Source organism: Myxococcus sp. AM010 (assembly GCF_013372585.1).
Lineage (GTDB): Bacteria > Myxococcota > Myxococcia > Myxococcales > Myxococcaceae > Myxococcus > Myxococcus vastator.
In genome coordinates this window covers 1-23653 of the sequence record NZ_JABXEO010000047.1, presented here as the reverse complement: position 1 = coordinate 23653, position 23653 = coordinate 1, and the positions used below count along the sequence as shown (strand labels likewise).

Below are 23653 nucleotides of genomic sequence, written 5' to 3'. Positions count from 1 at the left end.
AGGCCCCTCCTGCATTAGTCACTCTGGACCGGAATGACCATGGTCGAATCGAGCTTCATGCCAGATGGTGGACCCTCGTGTCGGGTGGCCATCGGTGCCCAGCCCAGGCGGGACAGCAACGCGGGCTGCCGGCCCGGCTTCCACACGAAGGCATCCAGCACATAGTGCGTGGCCTGCGGCAGCGCGAGCAGCGGCACCACGAGCGACAGCACGTCCGGCGGCAACGTCACGGGGCTCTCGCCGAAGAGCGCGCCGTGCTCCCGCCACACGGCCTGGTCCCACAGGAACTCCTCCGCCAGGGCCAACGCCACCAGGAACAGCAGGAAGCCCGGCAGCCCCGCGCGCAGCAGCGCCGCGCCCGCGCCGTAGCCACCTTCCTCCAGGCGTCCCCGCGCATAGCGGAAGAGCAGCGCGAAGTACGGCACGCCGTGCAGCACCACGTTCATCACGGTGAAGGTGAAGTCGTCCCGCGCGATGACGATGCCGCCGAACCACGCCACCCACGTCGCCACCACCAGCAGCACCTTGCCCGCCTGCACGCCCTCGCCGCGCACCACGCGCGCGACCTGGAAGCCGGCCCACGCGACGAGCACCCCCGCGTGGAGCCCCAGCCCCACGGTGCCCGCCCAGGACGGCAGGCCGGACAGGAAGTCCCCCGGCACGAACCACCAGAAGTCGCGCGGCAGGTTCGCGTGCCACCAGACGACGGGGCCCAGCGTGGCGGCATAGACGGCGGCGGCATCCAGGCGCCGCTCCAGCGGGGAGACGCGCGCCTTGCGTCCGTACAGCGCCACCCAGCCGTACTGCTGCCGCACGAAGTGGCTGAGCGCGACATAGGCGAACAGCGTCCAGAACGCGCCCGGCGACACCAGGTACGCGAGCACTCCCGCCACGTAGGCGGCCAGCGGCGCGCCCAGGTAGAGCCCGGGACGGGCCCGCAGCTCGTCCGGGTCCAGGTAGGTGCGAAAGAGCGTGGACCAGACGTGAGCCACGTCCACGCAGACGACGAAGAGCAGCCAGGCCCACAGCGGCGTGCCGCCCGCCACGCCGAGCCAGGGCGCCGCGAGCACGAAAGCCACGGAGACGAGCGCGCTGCCAGCGAAGACGGACAGGTCCACTCCCGGACTGAACAGCCAGCCCTGGGAGGGCGCGAGAAGACGAAGCATCGGAGCCGCGCAGCCTACCAGAGTCTCCGCGCCAGGGACTCGGCACCGGGCCCGCTTCCGGATGCGGTATGAACCGTCCCATGCACGCCGCAGCGCCCACAGAGGCCCGTACGCACGGTGACAGGGTGGGCTTTGCCGCGGACCTTCCGCTGCCGCCTGCTCGCTTCCGGCGACGGCTGCTGGCGGTGATGCTGCTCGCGAGCTGGGTGCCGCTGGTGCTGCTCGGCGTGCTGGTACAGGCCGCGCTGGAGCGGGTGCTGTCGGTGTCCATCGCCCCGGTGGAGGGCGTGCTGGAGGAGGTCGCCTCGGAGCTCACGCGGCGCGAGTTGCCGCAGGACTCGCTCAACGAGGCGCGGCTCAACCTCGCGCAGGCGGAGCTGGCGCGGCGCGCCCTGGTGCGCCGCGTGCCCGCCTTCATCACCGCGCTGGTGCTCGTGTCGGGCGCGGCGCTGACGGTGGCCTCGGTGCTGCTCGGGCGGGCCCTCACGCGCCCGGTGCGCACGCTCACGGAAGGCATGTGGGCCTATGCGCGCGGCGACCTCTCCGTGCGGCTCGCCGCGCCCGAGCCTCCACGCGACGAGCTGCAATTCCTCCTGGGCCAGTTCAACCGCATGGGCCAGGAGCTGCTGTCGCAGCGCGAGCGCCTCAAGTCCGCTGAACAGATTGCCGCCTGGCAGGACGTGGCCCGCGCGCTCGCCCACGAGCTGAAGAACCCCCTCACCGCAATGAAGTTGTCGCTCGCGCGTCTGCACCGGACGGATGCGTCCACGCCCCACGACACCACCCGCATCACCGAGGCCGTGGCCCTCCTCCAGGAGGAGGTGGACCTGCTGATGCGGATGACCCAGAGCTTCTCCACCTTCGCGCGCCTGCCCGCGCCGCGCTTCCAGGACGTGCCCCTGCGCCCGCTGTTGGCCGAGGTGTGCACCCTGTACGCGGGCACGTCCCCCGTGCCCGTGGAGCTTCGCCCTGGCGAAGAGGCCACGCTGCGCGCGGACCCGGATGGCCTGCGCCGCCTCTTCGGCAACCTGGTGAAGAACGCCACCGAGGCCTCCTCCGCCAACACCGCGCCGGTCCACGTCACGCTGGAGTCGCCGCGGCCGGGCACCGTGCGCGTCACCGTGGCGGATGGGGGCAGCGGCGTCCCCTCCGTCCTCGAGGGCCCGGCCCTCACGCGCGGCCTCTTCAGCACCAAGCCCGGCGGCAGTGGCCTGGGCCTGCCCATCTCCCAGAAAATCGTCCACGAGCACGGCGGCAACCTGCGCCTGGAGCCCGCGCCTGGAGGCGGTACGCTCGCGCGCGTGGAATTGCCCCTCACCCCGCCTCCGCCCACATGAAGCCCGGCCCTCGCATCCTCATCGTCGATGACGACTCTGGCGTCCTCCGGGCCCTGCGCGGACTGCTGAGCGACGAGGGCTTCACGCCCGTGGAGGCCTGCTCCGCCGCGGAGGCCTCCCGGCTGCTCGAAGCGCCCGAAGGGCCCCCGGCGATGATGCTGCTCGACCTGCGCATGCCGGGCGAGACGGGCCTGGAGCTGCTCGCGCGCCTGCCCCGGCCCTTCCCCGCGCCCGTGGTGGTGCTGTCCGGCGAGGCGTCTCCCGCCGAGGCCGTGCAGGCGCTGCGGCTGGGCGCGACGGACTTCGTGGAGAAGCCGCCCTCCCCCGAGCGGCTGCTCACCGCCGTGCGAAACGCACTGGCGCTGGGCTCGCTCCAGGAAGAGCGGGAGCGGCTGCTGGACGCGCTGGCCCGCCCCGGCCACCTGGTGGGTGACAGCCCCGGCATGGCGTCACTGCGCCAGCTCATCGCGCGCGTGGGCCCCAGCGACACCGCCATCCTCATCACCGGCGAGACGGGCACGGGCAAGGAGCGCGTCGCGCGGGCGCTGCACCTCGCGTCGGGACGCAAGGGCCGGCTCGTCGCCGTCAACTGCGCGGCCATTCCCTCCACCCTGCTGGAGAGCGAGCTGTTCGGCCACGAGAAGGGCGCCTTCACCGGCGCGCTGTCGCGGCGCGCGGGCCGCATCGAACAGGCGCACGGCGGCACGCTGTTCCTCGACGAGCTGGGCGACATGCCGCTGGAGCTCCAGGCCAAGCTGCTGCGCGTCCTGGAGACGAAGGAAGTGGAGCGGCTGGGCGGCAGCCTGCCCGTGCCGGTGGACGCGCGCGTCGTCGCGGCCACGCACCAGGACCTCGCCCGCGCGGTGAAGGAGGGCCGCTTCCGACAGGACCTCTACTTCCGCCTCAACGTGATGCCGCTCCAGGTGCCCCCCCTGCGCGAGCGGCCGGAGGACCTGCTCCCCCTGGCGCGCGCCTTCGCGGCGGAGTTCGCGGGGCCACAGGTGCCACTGGTGCTCGCGCCCGGCGCGGAGACCTCGCTGCGCGCCTATGCGTGGCCGGGCAACGTGCGCGAGCTGCGCAACCTCATCGAGCGCCTCAACCTGCTCCGGGGCGAGGGTCCGCTCACAATCGGTCCGGAGCTCGTCTCCGCGCCGCAAGCCGCCGCCGCGGCCAGCCGCCCCTCACTGGGACAGAAGAGCTACCGCGAGCACGTGGAGGACTTCGAGCGCGAGCTCATCCGCGCGGCGCTCCAGGAAGGCGAGAGCATCGCCGGGGCCGCGCGGCTGCTGCAGGTCGACCGGGGCAACCTCTACCGGCGCATCAAGGCGCTCGGACTCCCCGTCACCTGAAGTCACGCCAAGGGCGCGACGCAGCCCCTCATCCGGAACAACAGCGCTGACGACCTCAGCGGTCCTTCATATGGTGAGCCGGTGCGCGTCTACGTGCGTCCCCGCCAGTCCCCGGTGAACGCCTCATGCGTAATGTCGCTGCCCGCTTCGACCGGCTCGCGAAGGAGTGGGGAGCACACTGCGCCGAGCACCGCGAGGCGTCCAACCCGTACGCCTTCCTGAACCACCCCGCCTTCGAGGCGCTCGTGGCGTTGGGACGTCCCGCCGTGCCCCTGATTTTCGAGCGCTACCGCGAAGGCAGCCTCTTCTGGGGCGCCGCCCTGCGCCGCATCACCGGCATCAGCACGTTCGGGGATGGCGTCGTGGGGAAGCTCGACGCCACCCGGCGTGACTGGCTGTCGTGGTGGGAGACGCACCAGGCCGAGTACACCGGCCGCGACTCCTGAAGGCGGCTCGGCCCGGCAGCAATCTTCGCCGGATGCTGCTGGGACGGAGGCACGCCGTGTCGAGGCCGCGTGCAATCGCCGCGCGCGATGTCAGTATCACATCACGGATTCACATCCGGATGTGTCCCTGACATCGACGCGGCTGCCCGGTCCTCGTCCTTTCGAGCACTTGCCCAGAGCCTTTGGCTGGAACGGCGCGTGCTCTCCCTGCGTGCATGAACCGCTTCGCTCTCCTCGTTTGCTTCTTCACCGCCACCGCGCTCGCCCAGCCCACGCTGCCGGCGACCGGGGCATCCACGGCCACGGCGGAAGTGCCCCACACCGCCGCCTCGCAGCCCTCCACGCAGGATGAAGCGCGGCCCGCTGCCCCACCCTCCACATCGAGAGCCACGCCGGATGTAGAGAAGCCCGCCGCGTCGCCCTCCACCAACGCTCAGGTGACGCCGCGCGACGTGCGCCCCGCGAAGGCCCAGGAGACGCGGGACGACGCGCGAACCTCCGCCGCACAGGGCCGCTCGTCGCGCGCGACCCAGGTCGGCACGGAGTCCCGCGAGGAGCAACGGAACGCTTGCCCCGACGACTTCGATGACGCGGAGGAAAATCCGGACGAGCGCGGCGTGCTGTCCCCCCTCCAGCTCACCGTGGACGGGCGCCCGCTCACGCCCGGTCGCATCGAGCTGCATGGGCTCCACTGGCTGACGGAGGCGCAGGTGCGGACCTACATCGGAGCGCCTCCCGCGGACGCGCAGGACGTGCTGGGCGGGAACGAGCTCCACCTGTTCCTCCGGCGGCTCGCTCGCTCGGGGTTGTTCGCCCGCGTGGAGCCGCGCGTGCGCGTGGCCGAGGCGCCTCAACCCGCGGTCCTCGAAGTCCACCTGGAGGAGAACCCCGTCGTCTCCGCCGTGGAGGTGAACGGGCTCCAGGACCTGCAGTCCACCGAGATTCTCGAGGAGCTGCTCCGGCTCCCGTACCGGTTCCCCACCAAGGACGAGAACGAAGACGAAGAGTCCTTCACCGCCACGCTGCGCGTGGACTCGCGGCGCGGCACGCTCTCCATCGTCCGTCCCTGCCCGCCGCGATACCCGCCCCGTGACTGGGTGGGCCGGCTGGAGCGCGGCACGCTGCACCCCGGCATCCTCCTGGGCGGCGTGGCCCACGGCCTGGAGCGCACGCTCAAGCGCCTGCGTGACGACGGCTACATGCTCGCGAGCCTGTCCGCGGTGTGGTCGCCGGACGGCAAGCTGGTGGTGACGGTGGATGAAGGCCGGCTCGAGTCCGTCGAGGTGCGCGGCGTGGACGCCGACATCGCCGCGCGTGTCCAGGACGCGCTGGATCTGCGGCCCGGCACCGTGTTCCTCCGCAGTGACGCGAAGCGCGCCGTGCAGCGGCTGACCTCGCGGCTCCCCTTCCTGGAGCCCGCGGACGTGGAGGACTCCGACGGCCCGCGTTCCCAGCGCGCCCACATCATCGAGACGCGCGCGCCGGACGGCACCCGCGCCTACCACACGCAGGAAGCACCGCGCGCGAAGCCGCGCCACCGGGAGCAGGTGGAGTTCGAGCTGAACTGGAGGCAGTTCGCCGACTGGTGGGACGAAGTGGACTCTGCCGACAGCATCACCCTCGAGGGCAAGAAGCTGGTGGTGCACCTGCGCACGCGGCGGCCGGACTTCGACGTGGACCTGCTTCCGATGCACACGCAGGTGACGGGCTTCTCGCCGGGCCTGTCGGGGCGACTGCGCCTCTGGGATGCGAAGGACCGCGCGCACCTCACCGTGGACGCCGCGCTCACCATCCCGCTGCGGTGGGGTGGCCAGTATCTGCCGGATGACCCGGAGGGCACGCAGCGCCAGCGGCGACTCAACATGCTCGGCGGGGCGAAGCTCCAGGTGCCGCGGGTGGGGCTCGCGGAGCTGGGCGCGCAGGTCTACGACTTCACCGACACGCTGGACCGGTGGCGGATGGGCGACATCGACTCGTCGCTCTACTCGGCCCTCATCAACCGGCCGGACCGCGACTACTTCCGCCGCAAGGGCCTCACGGCCTTCGCCACCTGGCGCTGGGCGGACGACTGGCTCGCGGGCGTCGAGTACCGCAGCGACCGCTACGAGTCGATGCGCAGCTTCACGCCGCCCTTCTCCCTGTTCCGGAACGACTCCGCCCCCTTCCCCAACGCGCCCGTCACCCAGGGCCGCTTCGACTCCGTGGTGGTGCGCATGGAGTACGCCAGCAACGTGCCCGCCGCCGCGTCCGTGGGCTCGCTGTTCCGCACGCCGGAGACGTCGCTCTTCGACCGGGATGGCGACTGGGAGAGCCGCGCCTCGCTCCGGGGACTGCTCACGCTGGAGGTGGGCAACGGTCCGGGGAGCGCGGGCGGTGACGCGCGCTTCTGGAAGCTGGTGAGCGACCTCGCGCTGGAGGTGCCCACCGGCTGGGACACCGGCCTGTCGCTGCGCGTGCGCACCGCGGGTGGCCACCACCTGCCCGAACAGAAGCGCGAGGCGCTGGGTGGATGGACGGCGCTGCGCGGCTTCGGCTTCAAGGAATACCGCGGCGACGTGTCCGTGCTCACCAGCGCGGAGTACCGATGGAGCGCCCTGGGCGTCTTCGCGGACCTGGGCACGGTGCGGGCGGATGACGCCTGGACGGATGCGCGGCTCGGCCTGGGCGCCAGCCTCCACTTCGGCGACAACGTGCGGATGGACGTCGCGTGGCGCACGGATGAGCGGGCCACCGCCACGCCCGAGGCGCGGCTGCTCTTCCAGCGGACCTTCTAAGGACGCATGGACGGGTCACGCCAACACATGGGACGCGGGCTCGGCATGGCGCTCATCGCCGTGGCGAGCCTGCACGCCCCCACGGCCCATGCGGAGGAGCCGCGCACCACCTGCACCGCCACCTTGTCCGGACGGCGCGTCATGGTCCGCTCCGAAGCCTTCGACTTCGTCTCGCCCGAGTTGGACCGGCTGGTGCGGCTGGGCATGGCGGGGAGGCTGGAGGTGGAGCTGACGCTCTGGCAGCGCAACGCCGTCTGGTTCGACGCACGAATGGACACCGCCCGGCTGACGCAGGTGCTCGCCTTCTCCAAGGGCGCCTACGTACTGGATGGACGTCCCCTGCCGGAAGGTCCGTCCTCACTGACGCTGGAGCGCGTGGCGTGGACCCTGGAACAGAGGCCAGAGCCAACCGCGCGCCATGAAGTGCGCATCAGCGTCCGCCTGCACGTCGTGACGGCCGCCAGCCTGGGCCGGGTGGCCGCGTGGCTCACGCAGGGAGAGCAGGCGCCTGGCGAGGAAGGCAACACCCTCACGGGCACCGTGCTGCTGCGCTCGGTGGCCGAGGACCTCGCCCGCGTCGCCAACGCGCGCTGTGACGTCACCCGGCCACCCTGAGTCAGGCCACCACGCATGCGCTCATTGCCGCGCCATGGCCGTGCTCACTTCCGTTTCGGCGTCGTGGACGTGCTCGCCCGACACGTCCACCACCACCTCCGTCAGCGTCCCGCCCTTGAACGCGAAGGGCGGCTGGTACCGCGGACTCACCGAGGAGTTCTCATCGCGGCCACACGTCAGTCCTTCGCCCAGGCTGATGAGCAGCGGCATCGTCTCAGAGATGTCGCGCTGGGCCACCAGGTCACCATTGATGAAGAGGCGTCCCCGGCCCGGCGCGCCCCGGCCCGCGGGCAGGTCGGGCGTGCCCGTGGGCTGGAACTCGAAGCGCAGCTCCGCGTGGCCTTTCGGCACCTCCGCGGAGGACTCCAGGTGGAACTCCTTCTCGCCCACGAAGTTGTAGACGTAGTGCAGCTTGCCATCCTTGACGAAGAGCGAGTACCCGCCTGTCAATCCCCCGTGGCAGAGCAGCACGCCCTCCGCGCCGTCCTCCACCTCCACGCGCGCGGTGATGGCGTGGGCGCGGTTGAGGACATGCACCGCCACGTTCTCCGGCGCGGGCGAGGTATGGGGCCGGTAGACGTAGCGCTCCCGCTCCCGCGAAAGCTGCGGGCGCTCCACGGCGAAGAGCTCACGAGACGGCGTCACCAGTGGGAGCACGTCGTACCGGCCCGCCTCGACGTACCAGCGGGCAATCATCTCGATGAGCTTGTCGCGCTCCCCAGCGGCCACGTCCCGAGTCTCCGAGCAGTCCTCCGCCACGTGGTACAACTCCCAGCCCTCCGTATCGAACTCGCGCAGCCTGGCCTCGGTGAGCTTCAGCATGCCGAACGGCTCCTTCGACTCCGTGAAGGACGGCCCGGGGAACGGACACACCGCCCGCCACCCGTCGTGGTACAGGGCCCGGTGGCTGAACATCTCGAAGTACTGCGTGTGGTGCCGGCTCTCCGCGTCCGCGTCGTGGAAGGAGTCCTTGAAGCTGACGCCTTCGATGGGTGACTGCGTGACGCCGCGGAGCTCCGTGGGTGGTTCGATGCCCAGGCAATCCAGCACCGTGGGCACCATGTCGATGGCGTGGCAGTACTGCGAGCGAAGCTCGCCCCGCGCCTGGATGCCTCGGGGCCAGTGGACGATGAAGGGGTCCGTGGTGCCGCCCCGATACGTCTCGCGCTTCCACCGCTTGAAGGGCGTGTTGCCCGCCCAGGCCCAGCCCCAGGGATAGTGGTTGAAGTGGCGCGGGCCTCCCAGGTCGTCCAGCGCGGCCAGGTTCTGCTCCAGCGACTCCGGCGTGTTGTTGAAGAACTTCAGCTCGTTGACGGAGCCATGCAGGCCGCCCTCCGGGCTGGCGCCATTGTCGGAGATGACCATGATGAGCGTGTTCTCCAGCTCCCCGCTCGCCTCCAGCGACTGGATGAGCCGGCCGATGTGGTGGTCCGTGTGCTCCAGGAAGCCCGCGAACACCTCCATCATCCGCGCGTAGAGCCGCCGCTCCTCCGCAGACAGGCTGTCCCAGTCCTGCACGTCCGGGTCATGGCGCGACAACTGGGTGCCCGGCGGCAGCACGCCTGTCTCGAGCTGACGCTGGAAGACCTTCTCGCGGTAGGCATCCCAGCCGTCGTCGAACTGCCCCTTGTACCGGTCCGCCCATTCCCGGGGGACATGGTGGGGCGCGTGCATGGCGCCGGTGCAGAAATAGAGGAAGAAGGGCTTGTCGGGCGCCACCTGCTTCGCGTCGGCGACGAAGCCGATGGCGCGGTCCACCAGGTCCTCCGTCAAATGGTAGCCCTCCTCCGGAGTCTTGGGCGGACGGACCTGATGATTGTCGTGAACGAGGTCCGGGTAGTACTGGTGCGTGTCTCCGCCGAGGAAGCCGTAGTACCGCTCGAAGCCGCGGCCCAGGGGCCAGCGCGAGTAGGGCCCCGCGGCGCTCGTCTGCTCCGCGGGCGTGAGGTGCCACTTGCCCACGCAGTAGGTGCTGTAGCCGTGCCCGGCCAGCATCTCCGAGAGGAAGCCGTTCTCGAAGGGGATGGAGCCGTTGCGGCCGGGATAGCCCACGGAGATTTCGGTGATGGCCGCCATGCCATTGGAGTGGTGGTTGCGGCCGGTGAGGATGCACGAGCGCGTGGGCGAACAGAGCGCGGTGGTGTGCATGTTGTTGTAGCGCAGCCCGCCCTCCGCCAGCCGGTCCAGGTTCGGCGTGCGGATGGGCGAGCCATAGCAGCCGAGCTGACCGAAGCCGGTGTCGTCCAGGACGATGAAGAGGACGTTGGGTGCCCCCGGCTTCGCGCGCAGCGGCGCGGGCCAGGCAGGCGAGGACGCTTCATCCGTCCTGCCGATGACACCGGGGAACGCGGTTCCAGGTGGGTATTCCTTGAGCGACATGGTGCGGCCTCCAAGAGGACGCGCGGGAACGAACGTGCCGCGGGGCCTCGTGGAGGGAGATGCACATGCGACCCGACAATGCCCCCTGTCCTCCAGGCGGAGGCGGGCAGACGGGGCACCACCTGCCGGAGGCGTCCGGCAGGTGCACACCGGCGGCTAAAGCCAGCTCACCTCACGCCGGCCCAGCTCCGCCAGCACGCGCTCCGCGGCCCGCACGCCGAACCAGTTCGCCTCCTCGAAGAGGCCCATGCCGCCCAGGTCCGAGTGCGCGAAGTGCAGCGAGCGCCCCAGGCTCTCCCCCGCGGCCTGCTTCGCCTGGCCCCACATGAAGCCCGGCGTAGGCCGCACCATGGCGTGGCCCCAGCGCTGGACTTCCAGCCGCTGCGCCTGCCCGGCGATGCCCGGGTGCGCTGGCAGCATGTCCGCCATCACCAGGGCTTCCCAGTCCGCGTAGCTGGCCGACAGCGCCTTCTCCCGCTCGGCCTTCACGTCCGCGCCGTCCATGGGCAGGTACCAGGTGAGCACCGTGGGGCCCTGCTCGTCCTGGCGCAGCGTCTGGTGCGTGGCCACCACGTAGCCCAGGCTGCGGCTCTCATAGAAGACGTTGTCCCAGGCCAACGGGAAGCCCCGCGAGCGCGGCGGCGACGACAACGTCAGGTTCGCCACCACCCACGGCCCATACGTGAAGTCCTTCAGCCACGCCGGCCGCTCCCGCCGCCACGGCGCCACCACGTGCGCCGCGATGAAGCGCGGGCACGCCAGCACCACCTGCCGCGCCAGGAAGGCCCGGGGCTTGCCCGTGCCCGCCTCCAGCGCGTCCACGCGGCAGCCGCCCTCCACGGGCTCCACGGTGTGCACCAGCACGTTGCGCTCCACCGCGCCGTTCGGCAGCGCCGACACCAGCTGCCGCACCAGCCGGCCGTTGCCTTCGGGCCAGCTCAGGTAGCCCTCGCTGCGCTCCCCATTCCCGTCCTGCCGCGCGGTGAAGTACCAGATGCCGGCCCAGGCGGAGACATGCTCGGCGGTGGTGCCGAAGTCGTCCCGGCACGCGTAGTCCACCACCCACTTCAGCCGCGCCGAACGGAAGCCCTCGCGCGCCATCCAGGCCGCCATGCTCAGCGCGTCCAGCGCCGTCCACTCCGCGTCGTCACTGGACAGGCCGGAAGGCACCGCGAAGGCCCTGCGCCCCTTCGCGTCTCGCGCGGAGGCGAAGCCGTTCATCCGCGCCTCGAAGCGCCGCAGCTCCTCCAGGTCCTCCGCGCTGGCGCCCGCGTGAAGGTAGAGCCCTTCGTACCAGTGCCCCCGGTAGAAGAAGCGCTCCTCCGGCTCGTGGATGAGCAACGACTCCTCGAAGCGCGGCCGGCCCGCATCATCCACGTCGGAGACGGCGCCCATCTCCCGCAGCAACCGGACGACGGGGCCTTGGTCCTCCAGCGGCGCAGGCAGGTAGTGCGCGCCCCACGGGTAGGCGGAGGTGCCGTTGTGCCCGGAGCGAGACGTGCCTCCCGGCTCCGCCTCCAGCTCCAGCACGCGCACGCCGCGCACGCCCGCGCCCGCCAGGCGCCAGGCCGCGGACAGGCCCGCCACGCCGGCGCCCACCACCAGCACCTCCACGGGCTCCACGAGGTCCGCGCGCGGCAGCGGCCCACCGCGAAGCCGGTGCCCCAGCTCCACGGACTGGTCCACCACCGCGCCGGGGACACGCGCCCTCGGCCCTGACTTCCGGCACGCGCTGGCCGCCACCGCGGAACCGAGGAACGCGGCGACCAGCTCCCGCCGCGTCAGTTCCACCGCTGCCACTCCGCCTCGTAGTAGTGCACCAGCACCTGATTGTTCAGCCGGTTCACCTCCGCGGGCAACGGCCCCATGTCCGGAGGGAACTGGGTGAGCGACGCCATCGTCGCGTCATCCAGGAAGAGCAGCCCTTCGGGCAGCGGCCGGCGCCGGGAGGGCGCCTCGTGCGCGATCAGCACATATCCCCACTCACCAAACGACGGCACCAGCGCGTGGTACGGCTCCGTCCAGAAGCCCGCGGCCTTGAGCGTCGTCTCCACACACCAGAAGGAGCGCCGGGCGAACAGCGGGCTGGTGCTCTGAACCACCCCCACGCCGTCTGGCGCGATGCGCCTCTTGAGCAGCTTGTAGAAGCCCGTGGTGTACAGCTTCCCCAGCGCGAAGTTGTTCGGGTCCGGGAAGTCCACCACCACCACGTCGTACCGCGCGCCGCCCTCCGTGAGGAACTGCATCGCGTCCCCGTTGACCACCCGCACCCGCGGGTCCGTCAGCGCATAGCGGTTCAGCTTCGCCAGCTCCCCGTAGTTCGTCGCCAGCCTGGTAATCGCCGGGTCCAGGTCCACCAGCGTGACGGAGCGGACCTCCGGGTAGCGCAGCACCTCCCGCGCGGCCAGGCCGTCCCCACCGCCCAGGATGAGCACGTTCTCCACCTTGCCCGCGCGCACCATGGCCGGGTGCACCAGGGACTCGTGGTAGCGGTACTCGTCCAGGCTGGCGAACTGGAGGTTACCGTTGAGGAACAGCGAGAAGCCCCGCTTGCCGCGCGTGAGGATGATGCGCTGGTACGGAGAGCTGGACGCGTGGACCACCTCGTCCGCGTAGAGCTGGTCCTCATAGAAGGTGGTGAGCCGGTCCCCCATGACGAAGCCCACCAGCAGCAGCACCGTCAGCCCCACCGCCTTGACGCGCAGCCGCAGCGGGTTGCCAAGCAGCGGCGCCAAAAGCCAGGTGCTCCACAGCGCCACCGCCGCGTTCAGCACGCCGAACAGCAGGGACGTGCGCACCAGCCCCAGCTTCGGCACCAGCAGCAGCGGGAAGGCCACGCTGGCCGCGAGCGCGCCCACGTAGTCCAGCGACAGCACCTGGCTTATCAGGTCCTTGAACTTGAGCTGGTCCTTCAGGATGCGCAGCAGGAGGGGAATCTCCATGCCCACCAGCGCGCCAATGGCAATCACGCTGCCGTACAGCGCCACCTGGAACAGGTCCGTCAGCGTGAAGGTGAGGAACAACATCGGCGCGCAGAGGCCGCCCAGCAGCGCCACCGCCAGCTCCACCTCCACGAAGCGCTGCGCCACCCCGCGCTCGATGTAGCGCGACAGGTAGCTGCCAATGCCCATGGCGAACAGGTAGCCGCCAATGACGGTGGAGAACTGGGTGATGGAGTCGCCGAGCAGGTAGCTCGCGAGCGCCCCGACGACGAGCTCATAGACGAGCCCGCACGTCGCGATGACGATGACGGTGATGTACAGCAGCGTCTTGTTCACGGCGTCACTTCACTTCGTACAGGTTTGGGCGCGCGGTGCGCGCGCCCTCATCCGCTGATGGCCGCGGCCACGATGATGGCCAGGCCGATGATGAAGGACCCGATGACGATGCCCACCGCCGTGTTCTGGTCGGCCTCCAGCTCCTTGTGCACGTCAAAGGGCATGATGAGGCGGATGACGTAGAAGCCCGCCACGAACACCGCCAAGCCAATGAGCGAGTAGATGATGCTCGCCAGCACACCCTGAACGCTGACCACCACGCCAAGTAACAACATCACTTCCCTCCCATGTAGCCGCCAGTCCACAGCAGGACGCCGCCCGGCCCACGCCGCACGTTGCCCGGCACCTTGTCCCGCGCTTCCTTCGTGAAGGGGGACCAGCCCGAAATCATCAATGCCGCGTAGCCCAGCAGCACCAGTCCTCCAAACCACTTCATGACGCGCCTCCGTCACCCATGACGACGCAAACCTAGACGTTGCTCTCCGCCCAGCGCCGAGTCTCGAAGCTGTGCGAGCGATACAACGCCACCACCGGGCCCAGCCCCATCAACACCAGCGCGAAGCAGAACCAGCTCCCGTTGGGCGTGTCGTGGATGAGCTTCACCTTGTACGTCATGGGCAACGTCCGGTTCGGCTTCGCGTCGAAGGCCGCCGTCGTGCGCAGCACGTACTTGCCCGCGGGCAACGGGGACAGGTAGGCGCTGCCGGACGTACTGCCCTCGCTCCAGCTCCCGTCGCTGTCACGGCCGCGGTAGTAGCTCAGCTCCTCGTAGAAGGTCACCACGTCGTTCGTATCCTGGTTCACCAGGTCGCCCTGGATGCCCAGCCACTCGTTGTCCAGCGCGGCGAAGACGTCCACCTTGATGTTGCCGCGCTTGGACAGCTCGAAGGGCTCGCTGAAGTGCATCGCCGCGGGCGAGCCCGGCGCGGTGCCCGGCGCCACCACCACGGCCTGCTCCAGCACCTGCTCCTTCGCGGCGGACGCGGACAGCACGCCCGACAGCACGAACAACGCCAGTATCCAGACGCCCGTCCACACGAAGGAGGAGCGCACGCCCCCCTGGTGCGGGTTGGGCTGGCTGGGGGCAATGCCCTCCCGCCGCTCCATTGGCGCCTTCAAGCCGAAGGCCTCCTTCACCACCTCGGGCTCCAGGTACTCGCCGTGGGTGTACGACACCTCGTCGTCGGTGGCGTCCACGTTCACCGAGTACGGCGCGGCGACGTACTCCGACGCATGGGCCCGCTCGCCCACCTGGACCGTCCAGTAGAACTCCCCCAGCACCTTGTCCGTGACGGCGATGACGTGCTGGAAGCACTTGTAGCGGCGGTGCTCGTGGAAGGCGGCGACGCCGGGCGACAGCGACACGTCCCCCGCGGGCAACGGCTTGAGGAACACCCAGTGGCCGTTGGAGTTCATCAGCCAGACGAAGCCGCGCGACGCGTTGTAGAGGAGGAACTCCTCCCACGGGTAGCGCACGCCCTCCACGTTGCACGAGCGCTCCAGGTAGCCGATGCAGACCCAGTCCGCGCCATCCAGCTTCCCCCGGGTCCCCAGGGGGATGGTGAGCGGCCGGCTCGGCTTCTCCAGCAGGCGCAGGAAGGACAGCTTGCCCTGGCGCGCGTCCAGCAGCGCGCCGCAGTAGGGGCACACCACGCGCAGCGTCTTGTCCGGCGCGCGCAGGTCCAGGTTGCCGTTGCACTGCGTGCAGCGCGCCTGCTGCAGCTCCACCTTGCGCACGCGGGGCCGGAGCTGCCCGGCCGGGATGCCCAACTGCTCCAGCTTCAGCGCCTCGCCGACGAAGACCTCGGGCGAGTGCCCACGCGTGCCGAAGTCGAGCGTGAGGAAGGCGCCCTTGGGCCCCGTGGCGTCCACGTACCAGGCGTCCTGCGTGGGGTCCACGTCGCTGGGGAGCTGGCCCGCGGCGGCCACCACGCGGCCGTGCCCCCGCTCTTCAATGACCCACGCGCGGTCGCGCAGGTGCAGCCGCTCTCCCGGGTGCAGGTCCTCCAGCGCCACGCCCTCTTCGGGCCCCATGTCGAACATCAGGTGGAAGGCGCCCTCGGACTCGCTCAGCCACCCGGTGCGGCCGTCCGCGAACTCCACGTACCACTCGTCCCACGGCCCTTCGCCGTGGTCCTTCTGCAGGTGGCCGACGATGGTGTACGCCACCTTGCGGTAGCGCCCCTCCGCGCGGAGCTGCAGCGGCGAGTCGGTGGGGACGATGCTGCCAATCTTCCCGTGGGACTCGAAGTCCAAGCCCTTGCGCGCCACCACCGTCTGGCAGTAGCCGCACACCACCACCTGCGCCGAGCCGGCGGTGAACTCCACCATCGCACCGCACGATGGACACTTCCCCTGCGTCACGCCGTCACCCCCCGCTTCAGCTCACGCACCACGCACGCCGTCGCGCCCAGGTGGCGCGCCAGCAGCGCCTCGAAGTCCGGACGCTGGCGCTCCCGGCAGCAGTACACGTTGAGCGCGGCGAACCCGTGCTCCGGAAACGTGTGGATGCCCAGGTGGCTTTCGGCCAGCAGCGTCAGCCCGGTGATGCCACCGGGCTCCGGGAACACGTGCCACTGCGGCTGGCCCACGACCTTCAGGTCCAGCGCGACGATGAGCGCCTCGAAGAGCGCCGCCAGCGCCGCCGCGTCCTTGAGGCTGCCAGGCGCGCAGCCGCTGGCGTCAACCAGCCATTCCTGTCCGGTGGTCAGCTTCGAAATCCTCCCGTCCTCGGACTTCTTATCACGGGCCCACCCTCGCGTCCGCGCGCAAGTCGCGCCCGCGGCTTTTCAAGGCCGCGTTGGCATCCGGCTTTCGCTTCCCGCTACGCTGACTTAAGAGATGACGCCGCCGCAGCTGGAGCCTCCACGTCCGCAGTCCCCAACACCGGCGCCCGGCGCCATCACCCGGCTCGCTCGCACGCTGCGCGGGCTGCCTCCCGCCGAGCGCTGGTGGGGCCCCGGCTGCGCGGGCATGGCCGGCTGGCTGAAGCGGGCGGCGCTGCCCCTCCCCCCCGAGGACCTCACGCCCCGCTTCCACGCGCTGTACGCGCGCGTGCGCCAGGGGCTGCCGGTGCTGCCGGAAGAGGCCCGGCGCCACCAGTACGTGCTGGTGCGCGGCATGCTGGGCGACGAGCTGCCCGGCTACCTGCTGGACAACGTGCAGCGGCTGGAGCGCCGGGGCCTGAGCGTGCGCGAGGCCGCGGTGGACACCGAAGGGCTGCTCGCGGACAACGTGGCGGTGCTCCGCGAGGTGCTGCGCGACGCGGAGTACTTCGGCCGCAGCGTGGTGATGGTGGGCCACAGCAAGGGCGGCGTGGAGTGCACCGCCACGCTGGCGCTCTACCCGGAGCTGCGCCACGTGGTGCGCGCGGTGGTGACGCTGCAGGCACCGTATGGCGGCTCCTCCATCGCGCATGACCTGGCCACCACGCCCCGGCTCCGGCGGCTCATCGACTTCGCCTTCCCCCTGCTGTTCCACGGCGTGTCCCGCTCCGTGGAGGAGCTGTCCTATCCCCAGCGGCAGGCCTTCATCCAGCAGCACCCCTACCCCGCCGCGGACATCCCCACCGTGTCGCTGGCCACCTCGCGGCTGTCGCGCCTCTCCTCGCTGTATCCGCTCCAGCGCTACCTGCACGAGCGCTATGGGTACCAGGCGGACGGCATGGTGACGGCGGTGGACGCGGAGGTGCCCGGCGCGCGCGTGGTGCGGCTCCATGACATGGACCACGCGGAGGCCGCGCTGCGCGGCCTGCCGGGCCTGGTGCGCTACCACCCGGGCGACCTCACCGAGGTGATGGTCGCCCTGGCGCTGGAGGCGCGCTGAGCCTCACGCCGCGGCGGGCGTCAGCGTCACCTTCTTCATCACGTGGTCGATGGTGGAGAAGCGCAGCGCCATCTCATACAGGCGGCGCGCCAGCGCCTCGTCCTCCTTCACCGCCACGCCCAGCTCCTGCCGGCTGACGCCCGTGAAGTTCGCGAGCTCCTCCAGCATGGCGTCCGTCGCCGCGCGGTCCGGCTGGATGCCGTCGCGCTGGGCGATGGCACGGAGGGCCAGCGCCAGGGTGATGCGGTACGCGGCGTCCGTGCGGGAGAGCGGATCTTGAAGCCACCCGTCCAGCGCCTCCTGCAGTTCGTCCTGCTGGAAGTCCTTGCGCAGGAGGATGGGCCGCTCGGTCTCCGCCCAGCGGCGGCGAAGCTCCTCGTCCACCAGCACCCCGGACACCTCCACCGGCGTGCGCTCCACCAGCGCGTCCATGACGCGCTCCTGGGTGAGCCGGTCCGCCTCCGCGAGCCGCTCCTGGGCCAGCTCGTCGCCGAGCTTGCGCATGACGTCCGTGAGGGAACCTGTCCCCAGCCGCGCCAGCAGCTCCGGCGAGTCGTCGTCCAGCACCTTCAGCTCACGCGCCGCCTTCACCTCCAGCAGGAAGCGCGCCGGCTGACCTCGCAGCGACTCCACGGGGTAGCGCTCCGGAAGCGTCAGCTCGATGGAGAAGGACTGGCCCACCTTCGCGCCCACCAGGGCCTCGAAGAAGCCGGGCAGCACCGGGTCCGCGGTCACGCGCGTCCACCAGTGCTCCCGGGCGGAGAAGGGCATCAGCCGGTTGTTGGCGAAGCCGAGCACGTCCAGCAGGACGTCGTCGTCGGCCGCCACGTCCTCGCCCGGCTGCCGCTCGCGGATGTCCGCGTGCTTGCGGCGGAGCGCATCGAAGCGCTCGACGAGGTCCTCCTCCGTCAGGGGGGCGGGAGCCACCTGCGCTACCGACAGCCCGTCCAGCGAAGGCGCCTCCACCGCGGGAAGATTCACCGGCTCGGTGCTGTCGAGCTGCAACGCCGCCGGCATCTTCTTCATGATGCCGAGCGCATGAAGCTCGGCCAACGGACGCGCGTTGTTGCGGCCACCCTGCGATTCGTCATGGGTCGTCATGGTCTCTCGCTCCGGATACCTCGGATAGCACAACGCTCCGGGAGGACCGAAGCCCCCCGGAGCGTTGGGACTGACGACGCGGCGCTTCCTAGAAGAAGGAGCCGAGGAAGCTCGACACCGTGGAGACGGCCGCGCCCACCTGGCTCACCACCGGGATGTTGGTGGCGGCGGCGATGGAGCCCAGCGCCGTCACTCCGGCGGTAATCTTCCGGCCCGTCGAGGCGTTCGGGTCCGCGATGGTGCTCACGGCGGCGGCGGTGTCCGCCACGGCGATGGCGACGTTGAGGCCCGGAGCGAAGCGGCCGGCGGCACGCGCCACCGCGGTGCCTCCGCCCTGGAGCGCGCCCCGAGCGGCGGTGCCTGCGGCGCGGGCGGCGCCCTCCAGCCCCCGCTCTGCGACCTCGGCGGCCGCGCGGCGCACGACCTGGCGCGACGCGCCGTCCAGCGCCACGTTGGCGGCGGTGGTGGCCACGCGGTTGGCGGCGGCACGCGTCGCCTCCGGGGCCGCCGCGGTGAAGGCGGTCCGCGCCGCGTTGGTGGCGGCGCGGTAGTTGCTGACGTTACCCGCCAGGTTCAGGCCGTCACGCGCCGCCGTCAGGGCGGTGGAGGTGGCGCCCGCGGTGGAGCCCACCGCCTGGCGGATGTTCTCCCCGGTCGGGTTGCGGATGGCGTCGCGCACGTCGCGGGCTGCGAGGTAGCCCGCGCCCGGCAGCTGCGCCACGTTGGCCGCGAGGCTGACCGCGCCAGCGCCACGCGCCAGGCGGGTGTTGGCGCCCTCGACGACGCTGCCGCTTCCACCCGGCAGGTTGGCGGGGCCGAGGCGGCGGGGACCGAAGGCGTCACGCACCTGGGTGGCGGCGATGCCATCCGAAACGGAGCGCACGCCGTTGGCGACGCGGCTGATGTGGCCCTGCGCGGCCTCGAACCGGTCAGCCTGCGCGGGGCGGGCCTCCGTGCGCGCCGGCGGAGGAGGCGGCGGAGGAGTCGGGCGCGCCGGCGCGGGAGGCGGCGGGACGGGACGGGGCTCGTTGCGGCGAATCGGAGGCGCCATGGGGTGTGCTCCTACGGGAACTTGAAGGGCTTTTATGCAGCTCTACCCGGATCATCGGGCTTTCTTTCGGATTGTTGCGTCCAGACTCACCGACTTTGCCGATTTTCACTCCGGGTATCTGACAGAAGCCACCCAAGGCCCCCGCAAGCCCCTGGAATCCATTGGAAATGGGCTAAGGTCCGCGCGCCATGCGGACCCGAAACCTGACGACTGTCCTCCTCTGCCTCAGCCTCTCCCTCGCCGCCTGCAAGGACTCCGACAAGAAGGAATCCGCGGGGGGTGGTAGCCCGCCCTCCGCGACGACGCCGGCGAAGCCCGTCACGCCCTCCGCCGCCGAGGTGCCGGCCGCGGCGCCCCCCGCCGAGGCCGCCTCGGGTGAATGGACGAAGAAGGTCCAGGCGGGCCAGGACGTCTACGCCACCCTGGAGACGAACCAGGGCGCCATCGTCGTGCGCCTCTTCTCCAAGGATGCCCCCAAGACGGTGGCCAACTTCGTGGGCCTGGCCACGGGCGAGAAGGCCTGGACGGACCCGAAGACGGGCCAGCGCGTGGCAGGCAAGCCGCTGTACGACGGCGTCATCTTCCACCGGGTGATTCCGGGCTTCATGATTCAGGGCGGCGACCCCACGGGCACCGGCCGCGGCGACCCGGGCTACCGCTTCGAGGACGAGTTCCAGAGCGGCCGCACCTTCGACAAGAAGGGCCTGCTGGCCATGGCCAACGCCGGCCCGGGCACCAACGGCAGCCAGTTCTTCATCACCACCTCCACGCCGGACTACCTCAACAACCGCCACACCATCTTCGGTGAGGTGGTGTCGGGCTACGACGTGGTGGAGAAGATTTCCAACGTGCAGCGCGACCCGCGCGACAAGCCCTTGGAGGCGGTGGTCATCCAGAAGATCGCCATGAGCGACCAGGCGCCAGCCGGCAGCGAGAAGTGACGATGGAACGCGCCCTGCGCCACGTGGCCACACGGCTGGGGGAGCTGGACTGCCACGTCATCGACGCGCTCCCCGAGGGCGCGACGCCCGAGCTGGCCGTCATCCTCTCCCATGGCCTGGGCGCGCCCGCCACCGACCTGGTGCCCCTGGGACCGGAGTTGATGGCGCTCCAGCCGGCGCTGGCGGACCGCGTGCGGTTCGTCTTCCCCGGCGGACCCATGGCCTGGGCGCACGGCGGACGCGCCTGGTTCCCCCTGCCCGACGCGGTGATGCGCGGGGAGCAGCGCGACTGGGAGCAGTTCGCGCGCGACGTGCCCCCGGGCATGCCCGCCGCGCGCAGGGCGCTGAGGAGCACCGTGGACGCGCTGTGCGCCGCGATGAAGCTGCCGTATGGGCGCATCGTGCTGGGCGGCTTCAGCCAGGGCGGCATGGTGTCCACGGACGTGGCCCTGCGCCTGGACGAGCCGCCCGCCGGGCTGTGCATCCTCTCCGGCACGCTGACGTCGGAGCCGGAGTGGCGCCCCCGCGCGCAGGGCCGCGCGGGGCTGCCCGTGTTCCAGGCCCACGGGCGCCACGACCCGCTGCTGCCTTTGGGCGGCGCCGAGCGGCTGCGGGACATGTTCGTGGCGTCGGGCCTCAGCGTGGACTTCCACGCCTACGACATGCCGCACGCCATCGTCACCGAGGAGTTGGAGGCCCTGGCCGCGTTCCTCGCCGCGCGGCTGGGAGGACGCTGAGCCATGTTCCACGCGAAGGAGCTCACGGTGTCCAGCCGGGGCCGCGGCTTCACCGACATCACCGCGGACGTCCAGCGCGCCGTCGCGGAGAGCGGCGCTCGCCAGGGGCTGTGCACCGTGTTCCTTCATCACACGAGCGCGTCCCTGCTGCTGTGTGAGAACGCGGACCCGGACGTGCGCCGGGATTTGGAGTCCTTCTTCTCGCGGCTGGTGAAGGACGGGGACCCGCTCTTCGTCCATGACGCGGAGGGGCCGGACGACATGCCCGCGCACGTGCGCACCGTCCTCACGCAGAACGCGCTCAACATCCCCGTGAGGGACGGCCGCGCGGACCTGGGGACGTGGCAGGGCGTCTACGTCTGGGAGCACCGGACCTCGCCGCACCGGCGCCGCGTCACCGTGTCCGTGGTGAGCTGACCGCTACGGCGCGCCCACCCGCGTCGCGGCGACCGTCACCTTGCGCGGCTTGCCCGTCGGCCGGGCCTGACCGCGGATGCGGATCCACGAGCCCGGCGCGTCCTCCGTCGCGTGGACCATGGACCAACCGACGGGCACCTGCGGCGCGGCCCAGGCATAGAGCGCGCGGGCGTCCTTCGGCGACAGGTTGACGCAGCCGTGGCTCATGGGCTGGCCGAAGCGGTCGTGCCAGTAGGCCGTGTGCAGCGCGTAGTCATCCTGGAAGAACATGGTCCAGGGCACCGTGGCCACGCGGTAGGTGTCGTTGCCGGCGGTGCCGCTGCCCGTCATGTCGGCCTCCGCGAACTTGACCCAGATGCGGAACAGGCCCTCCGGCGTGTCCGTGCCCTGCTTCCCGGAGGAGATGAGCGTCGCGTACACCGGCCGCTCACCCTCGTAGGCCACCAGCACCTGGGCATCCAGGTCCACGTCCAGCCAGCGGGCGCCGGGCTCCACCTGCGGCGGCGCGTGTGAGAACCAGGCGACGTGCAGGTCGTCCCGCGCCACCCATTGGTCCTCCGCGATGCTCACCCAGTGGCCGTCCTCGGACAGCTCCTTCACAGCGACCAGCGTGCGCGGTGGCAGCACCGTTTCGCGGGGGGCCTTCGCGTCTGGCGCCGTGCGGACTTCCACAACGGCGGAGGGACGGGTACGGGACTGGGCCCAGGCGAACGTCGGCGGCAGCTCGGCGATGGCCTCCGCGTCCACGCCTTCGAAGGAGGAGGGCCGGTACTCGCGCAGCACCCGCGCCTCCAGGTACTGGCCGTCGGTGGTGCGCCAGTATGTCCTGCGGCGGATGCGGACCTGCCCGCGGAGCTGCACCGAGACGGAGCCCTTCAGCAGCACGCCCCTTCGCCGGGCGCGCGCCAGGGCGAGGCTGCGATAGGCGCGCACGCGCTTGCCCACGACCCGGGCGTAGATGCCGGGCGTCAGCTCGCCCTCGCGCAGCTTCGGGAGCTCGCGCACGCGGGGCTCGCGGAAGTTGGGCTCCAGGTAGCGCTCGCAGACCCAGCCGCGCGGCTCGAGCTGAATCCAGGCCTCGCAGTCCGGCCCGCGCACCGCCGTTTCGCCCTGCCAGCGCACGCGCATGTCCTGCGCCACGGTGCCCAGTGCCGGTGCGTCCTGCCGAGGCTCCTGGCGGACCACGATGGACCGGCGCACCCGCAGCGAGCCCGCGTCCGGAGTGAAGGGCACCGCGTAGGTGCCTGCGTCCGCCGCGCCGCTCACCGGCTCCAGCACCGGGTCGACGTCTTCAAGCACCAGCCCCGTGTCCTCGAGCGGCTCGCCGTCCGGGCCAAGCACCAGCTCCTCTCCTGGGCGCAGCCCGTCTGGGATGACGGTGAGCTGCTCGGGCAGGGGGAGCGCCTCCTCGCCCGGCGGGTCCTCCTCCCCCTCGGAGAGGGCGAGGTCGTCCAGGGCGGGGTCGACGGTCAGCGCCGGCACCTCGTCGTGCGCCACGGCCGCCCCGTCGATTGGCGTGCGTCGCGGCGGGGACAGCGCCGCCTCGGCCGAGCCATCAACGCCGCCGTCCGTCCCAGCATCCGCCGTGGTGCGCTGCCACGCCGCGAACAGCGCATCCGAGGCCGTGCGCCGGGCATCCGCGCTCGCGCTCGGCAAGAGGGGGCTGCCGCCCTCCGCCGCGGCGTCGGTCATGGCGCGCGAGGCACCCGCTCCGGGAGGGTCCGCCGCGGCGTCAGGGAGCGCACGCGCTCCGGCGCCGGCCAGGGCACGTTGTCCCGACACGGACTCCGTGACGGCCACGGACACCTCCGGCTCAGCGGGGAGTTGGCCTGGGGCGTTGGGGTCGGCGTGAGGTGCTTGGACCTCCCCACCGTCCTCAGACGACCCTGAGCCGGGAGGCGGCGTGCAGGCGATTCCAGGCAGCAGCAGAACGAGCGGAAGCCAACGGCGCATGGAACTGACACGGTACGGAGGAGTGACGGCACACTCAACGTCGTCCACGGTACGCTCGCCTGCGTGGGGCTCCGTGTGAGTGGGCAATTCGTGCCATCGCAGCGGCCCTTGTCACATGCAGCGGAAATGAGGGTCCGCGGCCCATGGCACGCGACGGGCTCCCGCTCCTCACCCCGCATACAGGCCACGGCGGCGCGCCGGTGAAGCCAGTTCCCGGAAGCCCGCGGCAGCCCCGAGCCTGGCGCCCGGGTGCCCGCCTCCCCTGCCGCCGGGCCCCATCCCCC

General features: G+C 71.3%; 20 protein-coding genes. 9 read left to right on the top strand and 11 right to left on the bottom strand.

Annotation, left to right across the window (positions count from 1 at the left end; translation table 11 throughout):
* Positions 1-14: 14 nt before the first annotated feature.
* Positions 15-1166: a hypothetical protein gene (locus HV826_RS21310; RefSeq protein WP_176418858.1), complete on the bottom strand. Its 1152-nt coding sequence runs from the start codon at positions 1164-1166 to the stop codon at positions 15-17.
* Between the two features lie 80 nt (positions 1167-1246).
* Here HV826_RS21310 and HV826_RS21305 point away from each other — a divergent pair, with 80 nt between their 5' ends.
* From HV826_RS21305 to HV826_RS21285, 5 genes are all read left to right on the top strand, one after another.
* Positions 1247-2503 carry a PAS domain-containing sensor histidine kinase gene (locus HV826_RS21305; protein ID WP_255217337.1) on the top strand — a complete coding sequence of 419 codons (1257 nt, stop codon included), beginning with the start codon at positions 1247-1249 and terminating at the stop codon, positions 2501-2503.
* Complete coding sequence (locus tag HV826_RS21300; protein WP_176418856.1) at positions 2500-3852, top strand: sigma-54 dependent transcriptional regulator; 1353 nt, start codon at positions 2500-2502, stop codon at positions 3850-3852. Before HV826_RS21305 ends, HV826_RS21300 begins: the two co-directional genes overlap by 4 nt.
* A gap of 125 nt (positions 3853-3977) precedes the next feature.
* Positions 3978-4298 (top strand): hypothetical protein, encoded by a 321-nt coding sequence (locus HV826_RS21295; protein ID WP_176418855.1) that lies wholly within the window; start codon positions 3978-3980, stop codon positions 4296-4298.
* A 215-nt stretch (positions 4299-4513) separates the two neighbouring features.
* Complete coding sequence (locus HV826_RS21290) at positions 4514-7072, top strand: hypothetical protein (RefSeq protein WP_176418854.1); 2559 nt, start codon at positions 4514-4516, stop codon at positions 7070-7072.
* 27 nt (positions 7073-7099) lie between these two features.
* Entirely contained in the window at positions 7100-7687 is a 588-nt protein-coding gene (locus HV826_RS21285; protein ID WP_255217336.1) for a hypothetical protein, read from the top strand.
* 21 nt (positions 7688-7708) lie between these two features.
* Here the strand turns inward: HV826_RS21285 and HV826_RS21280 are convergent, their stop codons facing one another.
* The 7 genes from HV826_RS21280 to speD all read right to left on the bottom strand — a co-directional run bounded on the left by HV826_RS21280 (position 7709) and on the right by speD (position 15983).
* On the bottom strand, positions 7709-10066 hold the full coding sequence (locus HV826_RS21280; RefSeq protein ID WP_176418852.1) for an arylsulfatase: 2358 nt from the start codon (positions 10064-10066) through the stop codon (positions 7709-7711).
* Positions 10067-10222: 156 nt separating this feature from the next.
* Positions 10223-11857 (bottom strand): NAD(P)/FAD-dependent oxidoreductase, encoded by a 1635-nt coding sequence (locus HV826_RS21275; protein ID WP_176418892.1) that lies wholly within the window; start codon positions 11855-11857, stop codon positions 10223-10225.
* Positions 11848-13344 carry a polyamine aminopropyltransferase gene (locus HV826_RS21270; protein WP_176418851.1) on the bottom strand — a complete coding sequence of 499 codons (1497 nt, stop codon included), beginning with the start codon at positions 13342-13344 and terminating at the stop codon, positions 11848-11850. The genes HV826_RS21275 and HV826_RS21270 overlap by 10 nt, the downstream gene beginning before the upstream one ends.
* Before the next feature lie 47 nt (positions 13345-13391).
* The gene (locus HV826_RS21265) at positions 13392-13619 is read right to left on the bottom strand and encodes a DUF350 domain-containing protein (protein ID WP_002635242.1); all 228 of its coding nucleotides are present in this window, start codon (positions 13617-13619) and stop codon (positions 13392-13394) included.
* On the bottom strand, positions 13619-13780 hold the full coding sequence (locus HV826_RS21260) for a hypothetical protein (RefSeq protein ID WP_176418850.1): 162 nt from the start codon (positions 13778-13780) through the stop codon (positions 13619-13621). Before HV826_RS21260 ends, HV826_RS21265 begins: the two co-directional genes overlap by 1 nt.
* 32 nt (positions 13781-13812) lie before the next feature.
* On the bottom strand, positions 13813-15708 hold the full coding sequence (locus HV826_RS21255; protein ID WP_176418849.1) for a DUF4178 domain-containing protein: 1896 nt from the start codon (positions 15706-15708) through the stop codon (positions 13813-13815).
* Positions 15705-15983 (bottom strand): S-adenosylmethionine decarboxylase, encoded by a 279-nt coding sequence (gene speD, locus HV826_RS21250; RefSeq protein ID WP_255208242.1) that lies wholly within the window; start codon positions 15981-15983, stop codon positions 15705-15707. Before speD ends, HV826_RS21255 begins: the two co-directional genes overlap by 4 nt.
* Before the next feature lie 202 nt (positions 15984-16185).
* Here speD and HV826_RS21245 point away from each other — a divergent pair, with 202 nt between their 5' ends.
* Positions 16186-17169 carry a lipase gene (locus tag HV826_RS21245; protein WP_176418848.1) on the top strand — a complete coding sequence of 328 codons (984 nt, stop codon included), beginning with the start codon at positions 16186-16188 and terminating at the stop codon, positions 17167-17169.
* A 3-nt stretch (positions 17170-17172) separates the two neighbouring features.
* Here the strand turns inward: HV826_RS21245 and HV826_RS21240 are convergent, their stop codons facing one another.
* Both HV826_RS21240 and HV826_RS21235 read right to left on the bottom strand, forming a co-directional pair.
* Positions 17173-18270 (bottom strand): peptidylprolyl isomerase, encoded by a 1098-nt coding sequence (locus tag HV826_RS21240; RefSeq protein WP_176418847.1) that lies wholly within the window; start codon positions 18268-18270, stop codon positions 17173-17175.
* Between the two features lie 88 nt (positions 18271-18358).
* Positions 18359-19321, bottom strand: a complete 963-nt coding sequence (locus HV826_RS21235) for a hypothetical protein (protein ID WP_176418846.1) — start codon at positions 19319-19321, stop codon at positions 18359-18361.
* A gap of 188 nt (positions 19322-19509) precedes the next feature.
* Here HV826_RS21235 and HV826_RS21230 point away from each other — a divergent pair, with 188 nt between their 5' ends.
* Genes HV826_RS21230 through HV826_RS21220 form a run of 3 tightly spaced genes read left to right on the top strand, consistent with a single transcriptional unit; the run spans position 19510 to position 21416 of the window.
* Positions 19510-20262, top strand: coding sequence for a peptidylprolyl isomerase (locus HV826_RS21230; protein WP_255217335.1), 753 nt, complete (start codon positions 19510-19512; stop codon positions 20260-20262).
* Between the two features lie 2 nt (positions 20263-20264).
* Positions 20265-20999, top strand: a complete 735-nt coding sequence (locus tag HV826_RS21225) for an alpha/beta hydrolase (protein ID WP_176418845.1) — start codon at positions 20265-20267, stop codon at positions 20997-20999.
* A gap of 3 nt (positions 21000-21002) precedes the next feature.
* Positions 21003-21416 (top strand): secondary thiamine-phosphate synthase enzyme YjbQ, encoded by a 414-nt coding sequence (locus HV826_RS21220; protein ID WP_176418844.1) that lies wholly within the window; start codon positions 21003-21005, stop codon positions 21414-21416.
* Between the two features lie 3 nt (positions 21417-21419).
* On the opposite strand, the gene HV826_RS21215 is transcribed toward HV826_RS21220, so the two are convergent.
* Positions 21420-23108, bottom strand: coding sequence for a L,D-transpeptidase family protein (locus tag HV826_RS21215; protein ID WP_255217334.1), 1689 nt, complete (start codon positions 23106-23108; stop codon positions 21420-21422).
* Positions 23109-23653: the final 545 nt, after the last annotated feature.